This is a genomic window from Holophagaceae bacterium, from assembly GCA_016720465.1.
GTDB lineage: Bacteria > Acidobacteriota > Holophagae > Holophagales > Holophagaceae > JANXPB01.
Window position 1 is genome coordinate 1,544,901 of the sequence record JADKKO010000004.1, and the last position, 17,749, is coordinate 1,562,649.

Here is a 17,749-nt window from a genome sequence, read left to right on the forward strand (position 1 = left end):
GTGGTTCCGGGATGGTTCCGAGATAGAATTTATGCATGGAGCCATCATGCCGTTTAGGGACGAATGCGGAGTGTTCGGGATTTCTCCCCAGACCGAAGCCGCGCGGCAGACTTATCTAGGACTTTACGCCCTCCAGCACCGGGGCCAGGAAGCCGCGGGCATTTGTTCCAGGGACGGCGGGAAGCTGTTCCTCCACAAAGCGCAAGGGCACGTGGCCGACATCTTCGACCAGCCGACCCTCGATTCGCTGCCCGGGGACACGGCCATCGGCCACACGCGCTACAGCACCACGGGCGGCAACGTGGCGAGCGCCGCGCACCCCTTCCTGATCCATGGCCGGTTCGGGCAGGTGGCCCTGTGCCACAACGGCAACCTCACCAATACCGAAACGCTGCGCGCGGAACTCATCAAGGAAGGCCACACCTTCACGAGCCCCAGCGATTCCGAAGTCATCCTGGCGCTCATCAACCGCGCCCATGCGGCCAACATCGACGATGCGGTCGTGGAGGCCCTGAAGCGGTGCGAGGGCGCCTTCTCGTTGCTGGTCCTCACGGAGGACGCCATCATGGCGGTCCGGGATCCAAGGGGATTCCGGCCGCTCGCCATGGGGAAACTGGCCGGTGCGGTGGTCTTTTCCTCCGAGACCTGCGCCTTCGATCTGCTGGGCGCGGACTATGTGCGGCAGGTCGAGCCGGGCGAGCTGGTCATCGTGAGGGGAGCAAGCGTGCAGTCCCGGTTTCCGCGGCCCAGGGTGCAGCCCCAGCCTTGTTCCTTCGAGCACGTCTATTTCGCGCGGCCGGATTCCAATGTGTTCGACCGCACGGTCATGGCCACCCGGCGCGAAATGGGGCGGATGCTGGCGCGGCGCCATCCGGTGGAGGCCGACCTGGTGGTGCCCGTGCCGGACAGCGGCATGAGCGCCGCTCTGGGTTACGCCGAAGCCAGCGGAATTCCCTTCGAATTCGGCATGATCCGGAACCACTACGTGGGCCGCACTTTCATCGAGCCCAAGCAGAGCATCCGCAGTTTCGGCGTGAAGGTGAAGCTCAATCCCGTGAGGGATCTCCTCTCCGGCAAGCGGGTGGTGCTGGTGGACGATTCCATCGTGCGCGGCACCACCTCGAAGAAAATCGTGGAATTGGTGCGGGCCGCCGGCGCCAAGGAAGTCCACTTGCGCATCTCCAGCCCGCCCACGACGCATTCGTGCTTCTACGGCATTGATACGCCCAGCCGCGAACAGCTCATCGCCTTCAACCGCGACAACGAAGCCATCCGCGCCTTCGTGGACGCGGACACGCTGGGCTACCTCACACTGGAGGATTTGCAGGCCTCGGTGCGGGACCCCGATGGCGGCAAAGGCTTCTGCTACGCCTGCTTCACCGGCGAGTACGCGGTGGTGCCGGAGTCCAATGGCGCCTGCTGACCTGTCCGCCCGAGGCGCCGCGGGACCGCTGCAGGCACGTTTCGAGGACGGCCTGCGGTTTCTCGCCGCCGCCCTGGCCCTGCAGAGCGACCACCGCAACGGCGCAGCCACGCTGAGTGCCGCCTGCGATTCGATCAAATGCTTCCTGCCCATATTCCAGGCGGCCGCTGAACGCCGCCTGGAAGACCGCAACGGAGAGGTGGCGCGGCTCAAGAGCCAATGCGAGGCTCTGCTGGATTTGGACCAGGATCCTGAAAGGCTGCTGAGCAGCGCGATCGAGGCCGCGCGGTTGAGCCGGGACCAGGCAGCCGCGCTGATCCCGAAACTGGGAAGGCCCTAGCCAGGCGCCTGGGCGGGAGGATCGCCCCTCAACTCACTTCCATCTCAGGCCGCCCAGCGGGTACATCCTCGGCCCGGCGCCCTCGGCGTAGCGCAGGGGCACGCCGGCTCCGGGCGATGGCGAAGGAGCGCCGCTCTCCAAATGGCTCCGCAAATCCGCCAGCAGCGTCGCGCGGAATTCCAGGAAGCGGATCTCCCTCTCCGTGTACAGAGGCAGGTAGTCGCTCTCGACGATGACGGTGGCCTCAGGCACGAGGCCCCGAAGGGATTGCAGGGGAAAAATCCCGAGGCCGAAATGGTCCGCCAGACTCCAAGGAGGCGGATGGAAGCCACCCGCCTGGGCGGAGGCCAAGGAGGGCAGGAGCGCGAGGATCAGGTATCGGAATTTCATCGGGGACTTTTAATGGATGGGCGAATCAGCCCGGAGGTTCCGGCTACCTTGGAACGATGAAGATCGCGATCCTGGGACCCACGGCCTCTGGCAAATCCGGCCTTGCGGCGGCGGTGGCCCGGCGCATCGGCGGGACCGTGGTCAATGGGGACCCGTTCCAGGCGATCGAAGGGCTGGCCATTGGAACCGGCCAGCCTTCCAAGGCCGAACAAGGGAGCGTTCCCCATGTGGGCTACGGCCTGCTGCCGCTTTCCACGCGGCCCAATCCAGCGATGTTCGGGGAGCGCGTGCGGGCCTGGCTGGCGCCGCTTGAAACCCCGGTGCTGGTGACCGGGTCAGGGCTCTACCTGCGGGGAATCTGGAATCAGCTTTCGGACCTTCCCGAAGTGCCAGAGGCCACCGTGGCCAAAGTGCGCCGCTGGTCCACGGTGCTCGGCGTGCCGCGCCTCCATCGCTTGCTCGTGGGGCTGGATCCCAAGCGGGCGGCGGATCTCCACCCCAATGACCGGGCCCGCGTGACCCGGGCGCTGGCCCTTCACCTGGCCACAGGACGCAAGGCTTCAGGCCTGCTCAAGGGGGAGCGATCCGAGGTTCCCGCAGGCTGGCGGGTGTTGGTGGTGCTATCCACGCGCGAAAAGCAGCGCCTGCGGGTGGAGCTGCGGGTGGCGCAACAGATGAAAGATGGATGGCCGGAGGAAGTGGCCCGTCTGCTGGCGGCGGGCCACCGCGCCGACCTGGAGGCCCTGAGACCCTTGGGCTACCTGAATCTGGCCGGGATGGTGGAGGGCGGCCTGCCTTTGGTGATGGATGGGATCGTCCAGGAGACCCAGGCCTTCGCCAAGCGCCAGGCCACCTGGTTCCGCAACCAGTTGCCGGGAACGCCTCATTGGAATCCCGATTCCGAGTCATTGGATGCGGCCTTTGAAAAGCTGGGGCTTTCATGAAACCCGAGCGCGTCTTCCATGGCTCCACATCCCTCGATCTGCGGCGCGGAGGGGAGTGGGCCTGGATCGGGCTCGCATCAGAGGATTCGCTGAATCGCCTGCGGATGGATCTGCTCGAAGCCCTGGATCTCCTTTTCGTCCATTTGAGATGGTCGGGTGTGCGGAGGATCTGCTTGAGCGACGCTGGGTGGATGAATGGCATCGGAGCGAATTTCTGCGCGGGGGCCGACCTCCACGAGGTTGCCATGCTCCACGGGGCCACGGTTGATGCGTTCGCGAGGCGCGGCCAGCGGGTGATGGAACACCTGGCTTGGCCAGGTTGGCATAGCCTCACCCTCATCAGCGGCGCGGCCATGGGCGGCGGATGCGATCTCGCCCTGTCGGGCCAGGAGCGCTGGGGGGTGGATGTTGGCGGCGGCGAGGCTTCCGCATTCGGAAGGCGGGCCTTTCAACTCGCGCATCCAGCGGCGATGCATGGCATCCTCACGGGTTTTGGCGGCACCGTGAGATTGGTGGAAGTCCTGGGAGAGGCCGGCGCGGATCGTCTTTTCCAGGGCATGGAGCGCTGGGATGCGGCCCAGGCGATGGAGGCCGGGGCGATCCAGCGGAGGCTCCGGCCGGAAGATGCCCGTGGCGCGGTGGAGCGCCACCTGCGGGTCGGCCTCGCTGCCCATCCGCACGGGCGCTGACGATTCCACGAGGAGTCCCGAGGTTGCGCGGGCGGTCTGATGGTGGTCGTATGGGACCTGTAGATCTTTGGGAGCCGCCATGTGGAAAGTTTTGTCCTTCCTCTTGATCGGTGCCGCCAGCGTCCAGCCCGCCCTGAGCCAGGAGCCTCCCACCGCCCACCGCTTCGGTTTGAATTTCCAGTTGATGCTCCCCGTGGACACCGCCGGGCAGCTCTACAAGACCGGCTACAACATCGGCATCCCCTTCTACTTCCGCCAGGGCGAGGAGGTCGAGGGCCGCCTGCGGGTGGAGATCGGCCATTTCGAGGGCAAGTCCAGGAAGATGGTCTCCGGCACCGAAGAAATCAGCGCCGACACGCGCTATGTCGGCTATGACTGGCTCGTGCGGCTGGGCCCGTCGAGGGACCCCGGCGTGGACTTCCTCATCGGAATCGGCGGCGCCCACTGGTACCAGACCCGCGCGTACTCGCCGGCCGCGGGTTCTGACATCTATGTCGTCGACGAGGACTACGGGGACAAGATCGCCTTCGTCCTCTCCCTCGGATTCATCTTCCACATCACCCGCCACGTGGGGATCGAGGCCAAGCAGATGCTCACCTCGCTGCCGAACTCGCACCGCGATTTCCATGATGCGGACTTGAGCCACACCTCCCTCGGGGTGGCTTTCCGGTTCTGAGGAGGCGCCTCACCTGCCGAAGGCGCTGGCGAGCCCTGCGGCGCTGAACACGATGGCTATGTATCCGCAGCAGCAGAGGAAGGGCGGGAGCAGGGCCGCCAGGATCCCGCGCCACATGTCCGTGCGGTGGATGCGCGAGAGTCCGATGCCCAGCATGACCATTCCACCCAGGAATACCGCGTAATTGAGCAGCGGGATCAGGGAGCCGAGGGTCATGAAGGCCAGGGTGTATCCCGTGGCGCGGATGCTCTGCCCGAGGCCCACGTGCTCCTTGGTTCCACCGAATATCCACAGCAGCATGTGCGTGAGGGAACCGTAGACCCAGAGGCTGATGAATTGCATCACTGGAATCATCACGGCATAGATTCCGCCCACCACCGGCAGGATCCAGGTCTCTGACCGGTCCTTGGAGCTCATCTGGCCGAAGAGGCCTGAGAAAATCGCCAGGCCGAAGATGCTGATGACCGCGATGACGAGCAGGACCAGCGGCGCGCACATGAGCAGCATGAAGCGCAAGGGGGGCAAGGTTCCGCTGGTCACGGGAATCCGGTCGTAGAATCCGTAGGGGTTGGTGAAGAGCAGTTGGAACATGGCGCCCACCCGCCGCCAGAAGCCCGGAATCGCCTCCAGGTCCTCGAACGGGATGGGCCTCGAAGCATCCGGGGAAATGGGCTCGGGCGTCCCGGATAGGTCCGATTGGGGCGGCTCGTAGGGGTTGCGGGAGGGCAGGTCCACCGTTGCTCCGTGAAAACGCAGAGTCTAGCACCCCGGGTCCGCCCGGCATGCGGGGCGGAAAGGCAGCGATCGAGTCGGTCCTGCTGCTCCTGTTGTCCGACTATTTTGCCGTAGCGGCTTATACTCAAGCTTTCCGGATTCCTGTTTGAACACTGACCTGCACACCTTTGGTTCCTACCGCCTGATCCAGCAGTTGGGAGAAGGCGCCATGGGGACCGTGTGGCGGGCCATGGACCTGCGCCTGGAGCGCGAGGTGGCTCTGAAGATCCTCCGCAATGCGGACGAAGTGAGGCATCGCGCGCTGTTGCACGAAGCCAAGATGGCTTGCCAGCTCAACCATCCGAACATCGCCCACATCTACGAAGCGGGTGAAGTGGACGGTACTCCCTTCATCGCCATGGAGTTGGTCGTCGGTTCCACCCTGGGCCATTTCGCGGGAAAACCGGCGGAAGGATCCTGGCTGAGGAGCATCGCGGCGCAGGCGGCCTCCGCCCTCCACTATGCCCACCAGAAGGGCCTCGTCCACCGCGACATCAAGCCCGACAACCTGGTTCTCAACAACGAAGGCGTCCTGAAGATCCTGGATTTCGGCATCGCGCAGCACCAGTCTTCGACCCCGCTGAACGGGCCCACCGGCCATCACGCCACGCTCGTGGAGCGCACGGCGCCTGGCTACAGCCAAGGCACACCCGCCTACATGAGTCCCGAACAGGCCAATGGCTGGGCCGTGGAACCCTCCAGCGACCAGTTCTCGCTGGGCGTGGTGCTCCATGAATTGGCCACGGGCGCGCATCCCTTCATGCGGGCGACCTTGGTGGAAACGCTGTTCGCGGTGGTGAAGGAACAACTCCCGCCGTTGCGCGCTTCCAGGCCGGACCTGCCGGCGAATCTGGGGCTGGTGATCGACCGGATGCTGGAAAAGGTTCCAGAAGAGCGGTTCCCCTCGCTTCAAGCGGCGGTGGAAGCCTTGCAGGAGGGCCGGGCCACGCAGATGACGCCTTTCCTCCACGGATCGCCGACGGAGAAGGTCCGGACCGGGGAAGTGCGGGAATCCGATCAGACAGGGCGCCGGTGGCTGATGGCGTCGGCGGTGGTCCCGTTGCTGGTCGCTGGCGGGGCCTACGCATGGTGGCGCGGCCGGACGCCTGAAACTGGCCTCGGGATGGCCCGGCTGGCCTCGACCAAGGATTTCGCGAAGGGCCGCCGCATGGTGGCGATCCTGCCGGTGGAAATGCTCACGGGCGATGAATCCCAGGCCTGGCTCAGCAGCAGCTTCGCCGATGCCATGGCCTCGGGCCTGGTGGCGCGGGAGGATATCCTGGTTGTGGACCGCCTGCGGGTCACCGAAGCCATGAACCAGCTCGGCGAGGTGCCCGGAAAACCGCTCCGCTCCTTCGGGCAGCTCGCCAAGGCCCTGAACGCGGAATGGGTGGTGCAGGGGACCTACCAGATGGTGGAAGGCCGCGTCCGCATGGGCATCCGCATCCTCGACAGCGCCACCGGCACGGTGCTGAAGCAGTTTTCCGTGGAGCGGTCCGAGGCCCGCCTGCTGGAGATCGAGGATGAGCTGCAACGCCGCCTGCCCAAGGAGATGGGCCTCAGCAACGATGATGGCGGCATCCGGTACCGGGCCAAGAATCCCCGCACGAGGGAGCTCTTCATCAAGGGCAATGCGCTTTTCACCCAAGGGGGAATGGACTCCCTGATGCTGGCCAAATCCATGCTGCAGGAAGCGCTGGACCTGGAGCCGGACTACGCGCCCGCCCATGCCGCCATGGCCTGGACCCTTTCTGAATTGGGCAGCACGAAATCCTTGAGCCAAGGCAAATTCGACGAGGGCCAGGACATTTTCAGCGCGGCGAAAGCCCATGCGGAAAAGGCCATCCAATTGGATCCCCACAACGAGATGGCCTTTCGCGCGCTCTCCGCCATCAGATTGCGCCGAGGGGATGTGGAGGGTGCCAGCAAGGCCGCCCTCGAGGCCATCCGGTTGGATCCAGGCGACACGCGGGCCTACCATGTCCTGGCGGACACTTTCGCGGGGTTGGATGGCGAGGAGAACCACCTCGTCGCCCGCCGGTATTTTGAAAAAGCGCTTGCCCTGGATCCGGATAACCCGCAGGCCCATTACCGGTATGCGGTCCTCCTGCAGAACGACGGGGACTTGGAGAATGCGCTCCGCCATGCGGACCGCTCCATCGTGCTGAACCCTTCCAAGGAATTCGCCTACGTCACAGCCGCGGATTCCCTGCTGTGGATGGGCCGGAACGGCGAAGCGGAGGCGCGCATCGCCAGGGGCCTGAAGGAGGCTCCGGGTTCGCTGGTGCTGAAGAGCCTGGATGCCTATTGCGCCTACGAGCGGGGCGACGCGGCGACCGTGGCACGGGATGCGGCGGAGCTGGTTTCCGCCTGGCCCGCCGACCATTCCAACCAGGTATTGCTGCAGGGCCTCGTGAAGGCGGTCGCCAAGGACGCGCACGGAACCCATGCGGTCTACGCGGCCTTCTTCCGCCGATGCCAGGCCGTGGACTGGACCACCCGCCGCCACAACGAGAAGCGGGTGGCATCGGTGAATCTCTATTTCATGGCCCGGACCCTGGCGAAGCTCGGGCTGAAGTCCGAAGCGAAACCGCTGGTGGACCTCGCCGACCAGCTCCACACGGGCAAGCGCAAGGTGGCCAAGAGGGACCCGGCGTTCAGATGATTTTTCTGGCGTCCGCGATCAGGGCCTCGATCCGGGTCCTTACTTCCTGCATGAGATCTTCCCGATTGGTGTAGGAAACCGTGTCCACGGGTTCCCCGAAGCTCACCACGTAGCGGCCGGGGCGGACGAAGATGGTGCCCCGGGGCAGGGTCTGGAAGCCGCCCACAGTGGCCAGGGGCACGATGGGAACGCCCGCGTCCATGGCCAGTTGGAATCCCCCCTTCTTGAAGGGCAGTAGCTCGCCCGTCCGGGTGCGGGTGCCCTCGACGAATATCACCACATTTCGGCCCCGGCGGATCTTGCCGGCCGCTTCCTGGATGCTCTGGATGGCCCGCTCCCGTTTCCCGCGGTCGATCCAGATGACCCCCGCGCACATGGCCGCCCAGCCCACGAAGGGAATGAGCTTCACTTCCTTCTTGGCGATATAGACAGCGGGCACCGGGATGGCATGGATCAGCAGCGGCGGATCCATCTGGCTTTCATGGTTGCTCATGAAAATCACAGGCTGGCGCATCGTGCGGATGTTTTCGGGAAGGGCCTCCCAGCCTCTGCGTTCCAGCGAGATGCCCGCAACCCGGAACATCTGCCTGGCCCACAGCGGTCCGACCGTGAAAAAGGCTTTGCGCGGCCCGAGGAACGGCGTGGCCAGCAGAATGCCGAACACGGTCAGGGGCACCGTGAGCAGGGTCCACAAAAAAGTGAAACAGCCCCAGATGAAGGTCTGCCGCCAGTTCCTCACAGAGTGTCTTGGATGGACCAGCGGTCGGTGCATCCTTCACTTTCCACCACGCGATCGCTATGCCTGAGCCTCAGCTCATGCTGGACATCCTGCATGGTCGTGAATAGCGCAGTGGAAATGCCCAGCCGGCGCAGGTCTTGCTCCGTGAACCAGGTCACGCGGCCAGCGGCCTTGCGCGCTTCATGGTCCACCAGGATTTTTTCTGTCGCGCTCAAAGGAATCCTCCGCTCCCCATTATGCTCGGTGAATCCGATAGGTCGCATCGAACCCAGGGTCGATGACCGGGCCCGGTGCCCTCCATGTTGTGGTCCTCGAATGGACATGGTAGATTTTTTTTCAGGATAGGTAATTTTTTCATCAATTTGGACCTCCTGAGGAACCAGGCGATCCAAGAGGTCAAGGCCGAGAGCGAAAATGGCCGGTGTTTCTAGTTCTGACATCCCAGGAGGGATTCCCGTGGATCCCGAGAAGGTCGAAAAGCTGGTCCAAGAGGTCGTCCGGGAAGTGCTGTCCCGGCGGGGTGATGGCCGGCGCATCGCCCTCGGTTCCGACCATGGAGGCTTCGAGCTGAAACAACGGCTGCGGTCCTTGCTGGAAGGGAAGGGCTATGCCGTCCTGGATGTGGGCTGCCACAGCAAGGAAGCCTGCGACTATCCGGATTTCGCGAAAGCCGTGGCACAGGCTGTCCTGAAAGGCGCCTGCGCCCAGGGGATCATGATCGACGGCGCCGGCATCGGGTCCTCGATGGCATGCAACCGTTTCCCCGGCATCCGCGCGGCCCTGTGCTACGACATGAAGACGATCCTGAATTCCCGCGCGCACAACAACGCCAATGTCCTCACCCTGGGCTCGACGGCAAATCCGCCCGACGCAGTGGATGCGATGGTCCTGGCCTGGCTGGCCACGCCGTTTGAGGGCGGGCGGCACCAGAAACGCGTGGACAAGATCGAACGGGACGTCTGATATCGTGGGATTGACACCCCTGGTGGAGTTGGGATGGACGAAAAAAAGCTAGTGGATCTGATCACCCAGGAAGTGCTGAAAGCCCTCGGAGACAAGGGCAAGACGCAATCCCCCGCCGGACCTGCCTCGGGCGGGATCGACTCGGACCTGGCGGCCATGATCGACCACACCCTGCTCAAGCCGGAGGCCACCGCCGACGAGGTGGAACGGCTCTGCAAGGAGGCGCGGCAGTATGGGTTCTACTCCGTCTGCATCAACACCTCGTGGGTGTCCCGCTGCCGGGACCTGCTGCGCGGTTCCCGGGTCAAGGTGTGCTGTGTCGTGGGCTTCCCCCTGGGCGCCATCGACTACCGCACCAAGGCCTATGAAACCCGGGAGGCCATCGCGAACGGCGCGGACGAGATCGACATGGTCATCAACATCGGGGCCCTCAAGTCCGGCGACTTAGCGTTGGTGGAAAAGGACATCCGGGCCGTGGTCCAGGCCGCGCGCAACAAGGTCACCAAAGTGATTCTTGAGACGGGCCTCCTCACGGACGAGGAGAAGGTGACCGCCTGCCAGATCTGCAAGAAGGCCGGCGCGACCTTCGTGAAGACCTCCACCGGCTTCGCCAAAGGCAGCGCTGCGACCGAGGCCGACATCCTGCTCATGCGCAAGACCGTGGGACCCCGCATGGGTGTGAAGGCGTCGGGCGGCGTGCGCAGCATCGCGGATGCCAAAAAGATGATCGCGGCCGGAGCCACCCGCATTGGGACCAGTTCAGGCATTGCCATCGTCACCGGTGGCGAAGGAAAGGGGTACTGACATGAGCGACGGCGCGCTGACCCTCAGGGCCTACGTCTTCATCGACTCCCTCCAGCCGCAGCTCGCGGCCTTCGTGGGCCTCGGCGCCCGTGGTTTCCCGCCGCTGAAGGAGCAGGCTTCCGTTTACATCGAGGTCGCGCCGGGCATCGCCATCAACAAGATGACGGATGTGGCCCTGAAGGCCGCCAAGGTGCAGCCCGCGGCCCAGGTGGTGGAACGGACCTTCGGCATGCTGGAAGTCCACGCCTTCGACAAGGGTGAGGTCCGAACCGCCGGCGAGGCGGCCATCGGAAACTTCGGGCTCACGGAAAAGGACCGGCTGACGCCCTACGTGGCCACCTGCGAAGTCATCCGCTCCGTGGAACCCATGCACGCCCAGATCATCAACCGCAACCGCTATGGCCACATGATCCTGCCCGGCCAGTCGCTGTTCCTTTTTGAATGCGATCCCGCCGCCTACGCCGTGCTCGCCGCCAACGAAGCGGAGAAGGCCGCCGACGTCTTCCTCATCGACCTCAAGCCCTATGGCGCGGTCGGCCGCCTGATGATGGCCGGCTCCGAGTCCGAGATCGACAGCGCCATGCAGGCCGCCATCGAAGCCATCAATTCCATCCACGGCCGTCCATACCGCACCAAAGCCTGATATTTAAACGCAACTTTCGTGGCATCCCGCCACCCACCATCCAGGGAGAAACCAATGAGTGAAGCGCTCGGCATGATCGAAACCAAGGGATTCGTGGCGATGACCGAAGCCTGCGACGCCATGTTGAAGGCGGCCCGCGTCCAGCTGGTCGGCTACGAGAAGATCGGCGGCGGCTACGTCACCGCCATCATCCGTGGCGATGTGGCCGCCGTGAAGGCCGCGGTGGAAGCCGGTTCCCTGGCCGCCCAGAAGGTCGGCGAAATCGTCTCCGTGCACGTCATTCCGCGTCCCCACGAGAACGTGGACTCGGTCCTTCCCCTGGGCCGCCCGGGCGCGACCGCCTAACTTCCCCGGAGTCGAGCCATGTTGATCGCCAAGGTGGTGGGCGATGTCGTCGCGAGCCAGAAGGTGAGCGGCATCGTCGGCCACAAGCTGCTGCTGGTCCAGCCCGTGGATATGAAGGGCGCGGCCAAGGGCAACCCGCTCGTGGCCTCGGACAGCGTGGGCGCCGGTCCTTCGGAATGGGTGATCGTCTGCCAGGGCAGTTCTGCCCGGATGACGCCCGTGAGCGAAGGCCGTCCCGTTGATGCCGTGGTCATCGGCATTGTGGATGCCATCCAGTTCGAAGGCGCAGAGGTCTACAAGAAATCCTGAACACGCAAGTGTGGCGAGGCTCAGTTATGGAAATCGATCGAGCCCTGGTCTCGAGAATCGCCGAACGCGTCCTCCGCGAGCTGGAGGGCGCCGAAGCGGTCGCGCCGGGCATCCAGATGGGCTGCTTCCCCGATGTCAGCTCGGCCATCCAAGCCGCGGAGAAAGCTTTCCAAGCCTACCGGTCCATCGGACTCGAACGCCGGATGGAGATCATCCAGCGCCTGCGGGAAGGCCTCCGCCTCCGCGTGCAGGAACTGGCCACCCTGGCGGTCCAGGAGACCGGAATGGGCCGCGTGGAGGACAAGGTCAAGAAAAACCTGCTGGTGATCAACAAGACGCCGGGCCCCGAAGTCCTCCGGGCCGAAGCCGTCTCAGGCCAGCACGGGCTCACCCTCGAGGAACTGGCGCCCTGGGGCGTCATCGGCGCCATCACGCCCTCCACCAATCCCTCCGAATCCGTCATCAACAACGGGATCGGCATGATCTCCGGCGGCAATGCGGTGGTCTTCAACGCCCACCCGTCCGCCAAGCGGACCACCGCCTTCACCATCGACCTCCTGAACCGCCTGCTGGTGGCTGAAGGGGCGCCGGCCAACCTGCTGACTTGCGTGACGGAACCCACCATCGAATCCGCCAACGAACTGATGCGCGCGCCAGGCATCCGGCTGGTGGTGGTGACCGGTGGCCCGGCGGTGGTGAAGGCCGCCTTCGCCTCGGGCAAAAAGGTGATCGCGGCAGGGCCTGGCAATCCGCCGGTGGTGGTGGACGAGACCGCGGACCTCGAGCAGGCCGGGCGCGGCATCGTCGCGGGCGCCTCCTTCGACAACAACGTCGTCTGCACCTGCGAAAAGGAAGTGATCGCAGTGGACTCCATCGCCGACCGGCTGAAGGCCGCGATGGTGGCCGCGGGAGCCTACGAACTCCGCGGTTCAGAAATCGCAACGGTGGCGAAACTGGTGGTGGACGGCTGGCACCCCAACAAGGATTTCGTCGGGAAGGACGCGAGCGTCATCCTCCGCGCGGCGGGGATCTCCTTCACCGGCGACCCGCGCCTGATCTTCGCCGACGTGCCCTTCGACCACTCCTTCGTCCAGGCCGAACTGCTGATGCCTCTGATCGGGTTCACCCGCGCCAAGGATGTCCACGAAGCCATCGAGATGGCGCTGAAGGCCGAGCATGGCTTCCGGCACACCGCGAGCATGTACTCCAAGAACATCGACCATCTCGATGAGATGGCCCGCGCCGTGAACTGCTCGATCTTCATCAAGAACGGGCCGAACTTCAACGGCCTCGGCTTCGAAGGGCCCGGATCCACGTCCTTCACCATCGCCTCGCCAACGGGCGAAGGGATGACCAACGCCATCCATTTCACCCGGCGCCGGCGTTGCGTCCTCAAGGACCATTTCCGAATCGTTTGACATTCCGCGACTGGATTCTTCCATGGCCAAACCGAAACCGAACCCGGTCCCGACCCTCGGCATCATCGAGCTGTCGAGCATCGCCAAAGGACTGATGGTCTGCGACCTGATGTTGAAGAAGGCGGAAGTGCGCCTGCTCCGGGCGGGTCCCGTGGGCAGCGGCAAGTTCATGATCCATGTCACCGGCGACGAGGCGGATCTCCTGGAGGCGGTGGAGGAGGGACGGGACAAGGCGGAACCCTATCTCGTGCACTGGACCTTCATCCCGAACCTCCACGCCCAGGTACTGGCGGCCCTTCAGGGCCAGCGGAGCAGCAAGGTGCCCACGGACGCGCTTGGCATCATTGAGGCCCAGGCCCTCGCCGCCCTGGTCCAGGCCGCGGACCGGGCGGTCAAGACCACCTCCGTGCGGCTCCTGGAACTCACCTTCGACCTGGACATGGGCGGAAAGGGCTACTTCACCCTCACCGGGGACCTGGCGGAGGTGGAAGCCGCCCTCGCCAGCGCGGAGGCCCTGCTCCGGAAAGAGGGCGCCTTCATCCAAAGCGAGATCCTGGCCCGGCCCCATGAGCGGATCCAGACCCTCGCGCACGAAGGATTGGAGAGCCTATGCTTCTCGCGCGAGTGAAGGGCATGGTGGTGGCCACCCAGAAACTCGAGTCCTTGAACGGCCTCAATCTCCGGGTGATCCAGCCCGTGGACGGCTCCGACCGAGTGCTGGGAGATCCATTGGCTGCTGTGGACCTGGTGGCTTCCCGCGATGGCGACCTGGTGATGTACATCGACGCCCGGGAAGCCCCCAAGGCCCTCCCTAATGCCTACGGACCCATCGACGCCTGCATCGTGGGGCTCGTGGATTCGGCCAGCTAAGCCCAATTTTTAGAAAGGTTTGAAACCGCGAAAAAACGCTAAAGGACGCGAAAAATAGGTTTTTTATTTCGCGTCCTTTCGCGCCTTTCGCGGTTAACTGAGCGTTATTTCTAAGCCGTTTATGGGAGAGGCGCCATGTTCATAGCAGAAGTGCTCGCCCCGGTGGTCGCCACGGAAAAACATGCTTTTTTCGCGGGACGCAAGCTACTGCTGGTGCGCGAAATCCTGGAGGATGGCCGGCCCGGCGACCGCACCATGGTGGCCTTGGATGGCGTCCAGGCGGGCCCCGGCGACCGGGTGCTCGTAGCGCGGAACGGCGGCGCGGTGGACGACGTGATCGGCCAAAAGGACTGTCCCGCCAACGTCATCATCATCGCCCACGTGGATGCCGTCCAACGCTGCGGGTGAAGCCTCCTTCAACATAATGTCCATGCCTGTTTGAGTACCCGGTTCCATCGGCAGCTCATGCACCGAAAAAAAACCGCCCGCAGGGTTCTGCGGGCGATTGCGGTGCGCGGGCGCGGATCAGGCGCCGCGAATCAGAAAATCGGGATCCAGAGCACGGCGTGGCGCTCGCCGTTTGCGGTGCTCATGACGCCGGCGATGTTGCCCTGCGCATCGACGGAGAAGGCCTGGGAGCCCACGAATCCGGTGGGCAGGAAGGCATTGAGGTCGATGGAATTCAGTGAAGCGTCCCAGACGATGGCGTGGTTATAGGCAGGTGTGCCGACGGCCGTCTGGTCCCCCGCGTAGCCCACGATGGTCTGGCCGTTCACGGCCGTGGCGTAGCTGTGGGAGAAGGAGTTCGTGGGGTTGTTGATGGGATAGGGATGGATGGTCGTCGCGCTTTCGACGGTGCCGGTCCACATGGTGGCGTAGTTGAACCGGGCGTCATGGTTGCCCTTGGCGGCCTCGGACCGGACGCGCACGTCATAGCCGGCCCAGCCCACCTGTCGGACTCCGTCGGTGGCGTTGGCCTGTGAAGCCGCGGCATTCTTGGGATGGATGACCAGCAGGGACCTGTCGCTGCCCGTCCAGAGGGCGGCGTTGAAGGTGCCTCTGATCACGTAGCCCACCTGCTGGCCGCCGCCGACTCCCAGAGCCTGGGCGCCGTTGCCACCGTCGCCCAGATCAACAGCCGCTCCGGTGATGGCGTCCCATACGATGGCGTGGGGGGGGCCGAAGGTGGTGCCGTCCTTGATGAAGGGATTGGCCGAGCCGACGATCTGGAAGCCGTCGGTCTTGAGAGCCTGGGAGGCGTAGGCGGCAAAGGGGAGGCCCAAGACGGCAGCGCTCGCGGCGGAATCATGCCAGGCCATGGCGGCGGCGCGGTTGCCCGTCGCCTTGCCCGTTCCCCAGCCCACCTGCAGGCCGCCGGCCAGGCCGTTGATGACCGACCGGCCGAAGAGGCCGGCAGCGGGATCATCCAGCAGCAGGTCAGGGTGGAGATCTACGAGGCCGCCCGGAGCCCACATGGCCGCGTGGCCCGTGTAGGCGCCGGGCGTGGTGGAAACCAGCCCGGCGGCGGACCCGCCGCTGGCGGCGTTGGCTACGCCATACCCGGATGGGGTGAGGTCGACGACCCTATAGCCGCTCTGCGCGGTCGCCGGGAGGGCAGCCAGCAGGGCCAAGCCGAGGCCCGTGAGGATGGACCCGGTCCTGGTGGCGAACCGCTTTGAACGGGTGGATGGAAGCGATTTCAGGTTCTTCGTGGTTGGGTGCATGGAATTGACTCCTTGAAGAGGTGGATTGATGAGCTGGATCCGGACGAATCGCGAAATCAAGCGCACTAGGAGGTGTCGTTCATCATTTCCTCTGCTGGAATTGGCCGCCTTACGGGTTGATGGATCGGGAACCGCTGCAATGGAGGGCAGGACCGCCCGGCCCTCCATGTCGAATCAATAAAAAAAGGGTGGGAAGGGCTGTGGAAAGTGGGATCTCGTTCGGGACATGGGATTCCTGGAAGGATCAAGGGCGGATGGGTCCGGTGTGGTAAGACACTGGGAATGAAATGAATGTTTAAACACACAATGCGTTGTACACACAGACCCCGTCGAGATCCGGTGAAAAAATATCGACCCATCCGGTCTACCCATCCGGATGGGTTGACGGCTCCCCGCACGGTTGAGCAGGCGTTACCGGTGCAGCCGAAGGCATCCGGACACCGATGCACGGGCATCGCTGGAGCCGATGAATGCCCGGGGCTTCACGCCTCGCGGAAAGACCGGTCTGGGATCTTCGGTTTCGTCAATGCCCCTGCGTGCCCGCCGCGTGGACCTCTTCGTCCCCCGGCACGGGATCGTACCCGCCCTTGGTGAGCGGCGAGCAGCGAAGCAGGCGCCAGGTGGTGAGGATGCCGCCGCGCAAGGTCCCGTAGCGGCGGACGCAGCCCAGGCCGTAGTGGCTGCAGGTGGGCGTGAACAGGCATTGAGTCGGCACATGGGCGCTGAGCGTGATCTGGTAGGCCCGGATCAGGCCCCGGCAGACCCAGGCGCTGGGCTGGAATCGCACCGGCAGCAGCGCCTCAAGGCAGAGAAAAAAGAACAGTGTGAGGAAGGGATGGTTCATCGCCCAGGAAGTCATCCCCTTAGATTCCGGCAAGTTCTTTCTCCGCCTTGAATTTTTTCGCCTCTTCCAGGAAGGCGGGAACGAGATCTTCCTCCTTCACTTTCCGGATCAGCTCGCCGCGGCGATAGATGAGGCCTTCCCCCGCGCCGCCCGCCACGCCCAGATCCGCATCGCGCGCTTCGCCGGGACCGTTCACCACGCAGCCCATGACCGCGTAGGTGATGCCCTCGTGGTTGATGGCTTTCAAGCCAGCTTCGATCTCGTTGGCCACGCGGTTGAGGTCGATCTGCACACGGCCGCAGGAGGGGCAGCTCACCATGCGGATGCCGCCTTCGCGGAGGCTGAGGGCGCGGAGCATTTCGTGGCCGACCCGGCACTCCTCTTCGCCGTCCCCGGTGAGAGAAACCCGGACTGTGTCGCCGATGCCCTCCGCCAGCAGGATCCCCATGCCGATGCTGGAGCGGATGGTGCCTCCAAAAGGTGTGCCCGCTTCGGTGATGCCCAGGTGGAAGGGATAGTCGACCTGCTTGGCCAGCAATCGGTAGGCCTGGACGGTGCGAACCACATCGCTGGCCTTCAAGCTGATCTTGGTGTTGTGGAAGCCTTCTTTTTCGAGCATCTCCAAGTGCCGCAGGGCCGACTCCACCATGGCTTCGGGGGTGGCGGTGCCGAACTTCTCGAGCAGGTCTTTTTCAAGCGAACCGCCATTCACGCCGATGCGGATCGAGATGCCCTTTTCACCCGCCTTGTCCACCACGGCGCGCACGCGATCCTGGCCGCCGATGTTGCCGGGGTTGATGCGCAGGCAGGCGGCGCCGCCATCCGCGGCCACCAGGGCCAGGCGGTAGTCGAAATGGATGTCGGCGATGATGGGGATGGGCGACCGGGCCACGATCTCGTGGAAGACCTCCCCGGCCTTTTTCGTGGGCACGCTCACGCGGACGATCTCGCAACCGGCGCCGGCGTAGCTGTAGATCTGGCCGACGGTGGCTTCCACATCCCGGCTGTCGGTCTTGGTCATGCTCTGGACCGGTATGGGGGCGTCGCCTCCCACCGGCACTTTGCCCACCATGATCTGGCGGGTCTTCCGGCGGGGGCTCAAGGGCGAAAGCAGATCGGACATCCAGGACCTCGTCCCAGCTCGGGCTGGGTATCAACCACTTTAACGGCTACCTCTCCGAATTCATCG

The 17,749-nt window shown here is 64.5% G+C and carries 22 protein-coding genes; 15 read left to right on the forward strand and 7 right to left on the reverse strand.

Features of this window, described 5'->3' with window-relative positions:
- Window positions 1–46: 46 nt before the first annotated feature.
- Together IPQ13_14110 and IPQ13_14115 are read left to right on the forward strand one after the other, a co-directional pair.
- Window positions 47–1,423, forward strand: a complete 1,377-nt coding sequence (locus tag IPQ13_14110; protein ID MBL0212025.1) for an amidophosphoribosyltransferase — start codon at window positions 47–49, stop codon at window positions 1,421–1,423.
- Window positions 1,410–1,763 (forward strand): hypothetical protein, encoded by a 354-nt coding sequence (locus tag IPQ13_14115; protein ID MBL0212026.1) that lies wholly within the window; start codon window positions 1,410–1,412, stop codon window positions 1,761–1,763. The genes IPQ13_14110 and IPQ13_14115 overlap by 14 nt, the downstream gene beginning before the upstream one ends.
- A 33-nt stretch (window positions 1,764–1,796) precedes the next feature.
- Here IPQ13_14115 and IPQ13_14120 read toward each other — a convergent pair whose 3' ends face one another.
- Window positions 1,797–2,153: a hypothetical protein gene (locus IPQ13_14120; GenBank protein ID MBL0212027.1), complete on the reverse strand. Its 357-nt coding sequence runs from the start codon at window positions 2,151–2,153 to the stop codon at window positions 1,797–1,799.
- 56 nt (window positions 2,154–2,209) lie between these two features.
- Between IPQ13_14120 and miaA the strand changes: the two genes are divergently transcribed.
- From miaA to IPQ13_14135, 3 genes are all read left to right on the forward strand, one after another.
- On the forward strand, window positions 2,210–3,097 hold the full coding sequence (gene miaA / locus IPQ13_14125; protein MBL0212028.1) for a tRNA (adenosine(37)-N6)-dimethylallyltransferase MiaA: 888 nt from the start codon (window positions 2,210–2,212) through the stop codon (window positions 3,095–3,097).
- Window positions 3,094–3,786 carry an enoyl-CoA hydratase/isomerase family protein gene (locus IPQ13_14130; GenBank protein ID MBL0212029.1) on the forward strand — a complete coding sequence of 231 codons (693 nt, stop codon included), beginning with the start codon at window positions 3,094–3,096 and terminating at the stop codon, window positions 3,784–3,786. The genes miaA and IPQ13_14130 overlap by 4 nt, the downstream gene beginning before the upstream one ends.
- 79 nt (window positions 3,787–3,865) lie before the next feature.
- On the forward strand, window positions 3,866–4,462 hold the full coding sequence (locus tag IPQ13_14135; protein MBL0212030.1) for a hypothetical protein: 597 nt from the start codon (window positions 3,866–3,868) through the stop codon (window positions 4,460–4,462).
- A gap of 9 nt (window positions 4,463–4,471) precedes the next feature.
- Here IPQ13_14135 and IPQ13_14140 read toward each other — a convergent pair whose 3' ends face one another.
- Complete coding sequence (locus IPQ13_14140; GenBank protein MBL0212031.1) at window positions 4,472–5,197, reverse strand: YIP1 family protein; 726 nt, start codon at window positions 5,195–5,197, stop codon at window positions 4,472–4,474.
- 145 nt (window positions 5,198–5,342) lie between these two features.
- On the opposite strand from IPQ13_14140, the gene IPQ13_14145 reads away from it, so the two are divergent.
- A complete protein-coding gene (locus IPQ13_14145) occupies window positions 5,343–7,901 on the forward strand; it encodes a protein kinase (protein MBL0212032.1) in 2,559 nt (852 codons plus the stop codon).
- Here the strand turns inward: IPQ13_14145 and IPQ13_14150 are convergent.
- The gene (locus IPQ13_14150; protein MBL0212033.1) at window positions 7,894–8,673 is read right to left on the reverse strand and encodes a 1-acyl-sn-glycerol-3-phosphate acyltransferase; all 780 of its coding nucleotides are present in this window, start codon (window positions 8,671–8,673) and stop codon (window positions 7,894–7,896) included. The two genes, IPQ13_14145 and IPQ13_14150, sit on opposite strands and share 8 nt — an antisense overlap.
- Window positions 8,637–8,855, reverse strand: coding sequence for a hypothetical protein (locus IPQ13_14155; GenBank protein MBL0212034.1), 219 nt, complete (start codon window positions 8,853–8,855; stop codon window positions 8,637–8,639). Before IPQ13_14155 ends, IPQ13_14150 begins: the two co-directional genes overlap by 37 nt.
- 199 nt (window positions 8,856–9,054) lie before the next feature.
- Here IPQ13_14155 and rpiB point away from each other — a divergent pair, with 199 nt between their 5' ends.
- The 9 genes from rpiB to IPQ13_14200 all read left to right on the forward strand — a co-directional run bounded on the left by rpiB (window position 9,055) and on the right by IPQ13_14200 (window position 14,400).
- Window positions 9,055–9,603, forward strand: a complete 549-nt coding sequence (gene rpiB, locus IPQ13_14160; GenBank protein MBL0212035.1) for a ribose 5-phosphate isomerase B — start codon at window positions 9,055–9,057, stop codon at window positions 9,601–9,603.
- Window positions 9,604–9,738: 135 nt separating this feature from the next.
- Complete coding sequence (gene deoC, locus IPQ13_14165) at window positions 9,739–10,407, forward strand: deoxyribose-phosphate aldolase (protein MBL0212036.1); 669 nt, start codon at window positions 9,739–9,741, stop codon at window positions 10,405–10,407.
- Between the two features lies 1 nt (window position 10,408).
- Window positions 10,409–11,050 carry a BMC domain-containing protein gene (locus tag IPQ13_14170; GenBank protein ID MBL0212037.1) on the forward strand — a complete coding sequence of 214 codons (642 nt, stop codon included), beginning with the start codon at window positions 10,409–10,411 and terminating at the stop codon, window positions 11,048–11,050.
- A 54-nt stretch (window positions 11,051–11,104) separates the two neighbouring features.
- Entirely contained in the window at window positions 11,105–11,395 is a 291-nt protein-coding gene (locus IPQ13_14175; protein MBL0212038.1) for a BMC domain-containing protein, read from the forward strand.
- An 18-nt stretch (window positions 11,396–11,413) separates the two neighbouring features.
- The gene (locus tag IPQ13_14180) at window positions 11,414–11,704 is read left to right on the forward strand and encodes a EutN/CcmL family microcompartment protein (protein ID MBL0212039.1); all 291 of its coding nucleotides are present in this window, start codon (window positions 11,414–11,416) and stop codon (window positions 11,702–11,704) included.
- A 26-nt stretch (window positions 11,705–11,730) separates the two neighbouring features.
- Window positions 11,731–13,122, forward strand: coding sequence for an aldehyde dehydrogenase EutE (locus tag IPQ13_14185; protein MBL0212040.1), 1,392 nt, complete (start codon window positions 11,731–11,733; stop codon window positions 13,120–13,122).
- A 22-nt stretch (window positions 13,123–13,144) separates the two neighbouring features.
- On the forward strand, window positions 13,145–13,750 hold the full coding sequence (locus tag IPQ13_14190; protein MBL0212041.1) for a BMC domain-containing protein: 606 nt from the start codon (window positions 13,145–13,147) through the stop codon (window positions 13,748–13,750).
- Window positions 13,732–13,992 (forward strand): ethanolamine utilization protein EutN, encoded by a 261-nt coding sequence (locus tag IPQ13_14195; GenBank protein ID MBL0212042.1) that lies wholly within the window; start codon window positions 13,732–13,734, stop codon window positions 13,990–13,992. The genes IPQ13_14190 and IPQ13_14195 overlap by 19 nt, the downstream gene beginning before the upstream one ends.
- A gap of 135 nt (window positions 13,993–14,127) precedes the next feature.
- Window positions 14,128–14,400 (forward strand): EutN/CcmL family microcompartment protein, encoded by a 273-nt coding sequence (locus tag IPQ13_14200; protein MBL0212043.1) that lies wholly within the window; start codon window positions 14,128–14,130, stop codon window positions 14,398–14,400.
- A gap of 131 nt (window positions 14,401–14,531) precedes the next feature.
- On the opposite strand, the gene IPQ13_14205 is transcribed toward IPQ13_14200, so the two are convergent.
- From IPQ13_14205 to ispG, 3 genes are all read right to left on the reverse strand, one after another.
- The gene (locus IPQ13_14205; protein MBL0212044.1) at window positions 14,532–15,716 is read right to left on the reverse strand and encodes a hypothetical protein; all 1,185 of its coding nucleotides are present in this window, start codon (window positions 15,714–15,716) and stop codon (window positions 14,532–14,534) included.
- 523 nt (window positions 15,717–16,239) lie between these two features.
- Window positions 16,240–16,560, reverse strand: a complete 321-nt coding sequence (gene yidD / locus IPQ13_14210) for a membrane protein insertion efficiency factor YidD (protein ID MBL0212045.1) — start codon at window positions 16,558–16,560, stop codon at window positions 16,240–16,242.
- A 19-nt stretch (window positions 16,561–16,579) separates the two neighbouring features.
- Window positions 16,580–17,683: a flavodoxin-dependent (E)-4-hydroxy-3-methylbut-2-enyl-diphosphate synthase gene (gene ispG / locus IPQ13_14215; protein MBL0212046.1), complete on the reverse strand. Its 1,104-nt coding sequence runs from the start codon at window positions 17,681–17,683 to the stop codon at window positions 16,580–16,582.
- Window positions 17,684–17,749 lie beyond the last annotated feature (66 nt).

Coding starts and splice junctions, on each gene's coding strand:
- IPQ13_14110 (MBL0212025.1), top strand. CDS start 47: ATGCCGTTTAGGGACGAATGCGGAGTGTTCGGGATTTCTCCCCAGACC.
- IPQ13_14115 (MBL0212026.1), top strand. CDS start 1,410: ATGGCGCCTGCTGACCTGTCCGCCCGAGGCGCCGCGGGACCGCTGCAG.
- IPQ13_14120 (MBL0212027.1), bottom strand. CDS start 2,153: ATGAAATTCCGATACCTGATCCTCGCGCTCCTGCCCTCCTTGGCCTCC.
- miaA (MBL0212028.1), top strand. CDS start 2,210: ATGAAGATCGCGATCCTGGGACCCACGGCCTCTGGCAAATCCGGCCTT.
- IPQ13_14130 (MBL0212029.1), top strand. CDS start 3,094: ATGAAACCCGAGCGCGTCTTCCATGGCTCCACATCCCTCGATCTGCGG.
- IPQ13_14135 (MBL0212030.1), top strand. CDS start 3,866: ATGTGGAAAGTTTTGTCCTTCCTCTTGATCGGTGCCGCCAGCGTCCAG.
- IPQ13_14150 (MBL0212033.1), bottom strand. CDS start 8,673: ATGCACCGACCGCTGGTCCATCCAAGACACTCTGTGAGGAACTGGCGG.
- rpiB (MBL0212035.1), top strand. CDS start 9,055: ATGGCCGGTGTTTCTAGTTCTGACATCCCAGGAGGGATTCCCGTGGAT.
- IPQ13_14170 (MBL0212037.1), top strand. CDS start 10,409: ATGAGCGACGGCGCGCTGACCCTCAGGGCCTACGTCTTCATCGACTCC.
- IPQ13_14175 (MBL0212038.1), top strand. CDS start 11,105: ATGAGTGAAGCGCTCGGCATGATCGAAACCAAGGGATTCGTGGCGATG.
- IPQ13_14180 (MBL0212039.1), top strand. CDS start 11,414: ATGTTGATCGCCAAGGTGGTGGGCGATGTCGTCGCGAGCCAGAAGGTG.
- IPQ13_14185 (MBL0212040.1), top strand. CDS start 11,731: ATGGAAATCGATCGAGCCCTGGTCTCGAGAATCGCCGAACGCGTCCTC.
- IPQ13_14190 (MBL0212041.1), top strand. CDS start 13,145: ATGGCCAAACCGAAACCGAACCCGGTCCCGACCCTCGGCATCATCGAG.
- IPQ13_14195 (MBL0212042.1), top strand. CDS start 13,732: ATGCTTCTCGCGCGAGTGAAGGGCATGGTGGTGGCCACCCAGAAACTC.
- IPQ13_14200 (MBL0212043.1), top strand. CDS start 14,128: ATGTTCATAGCAGAAGTGCTCGCCCCGGTGGTCGCCACGGAAAAACAT.
- IPQ13_14205 (MBL0212044.1), bottom strand. CDS start 15,716: ATGCACCCAACCACGAAGAACCTGAAATCGCTTCCATCCACCCGTTCA.
- yidD (MBL0212045.1), bottom strand. CDS start 16,560: ATGAACCATCCCTTCCTCACACTGTTCTTTTTTCTCTGCCTTGAGGCG.
- ispG (MBL0212046.1), bottom strand. CDS start 17,683: ATGTCCGATCTGCTTTCGCCCTTGAGCCCCCGCCGGAAGACCCGCCAG.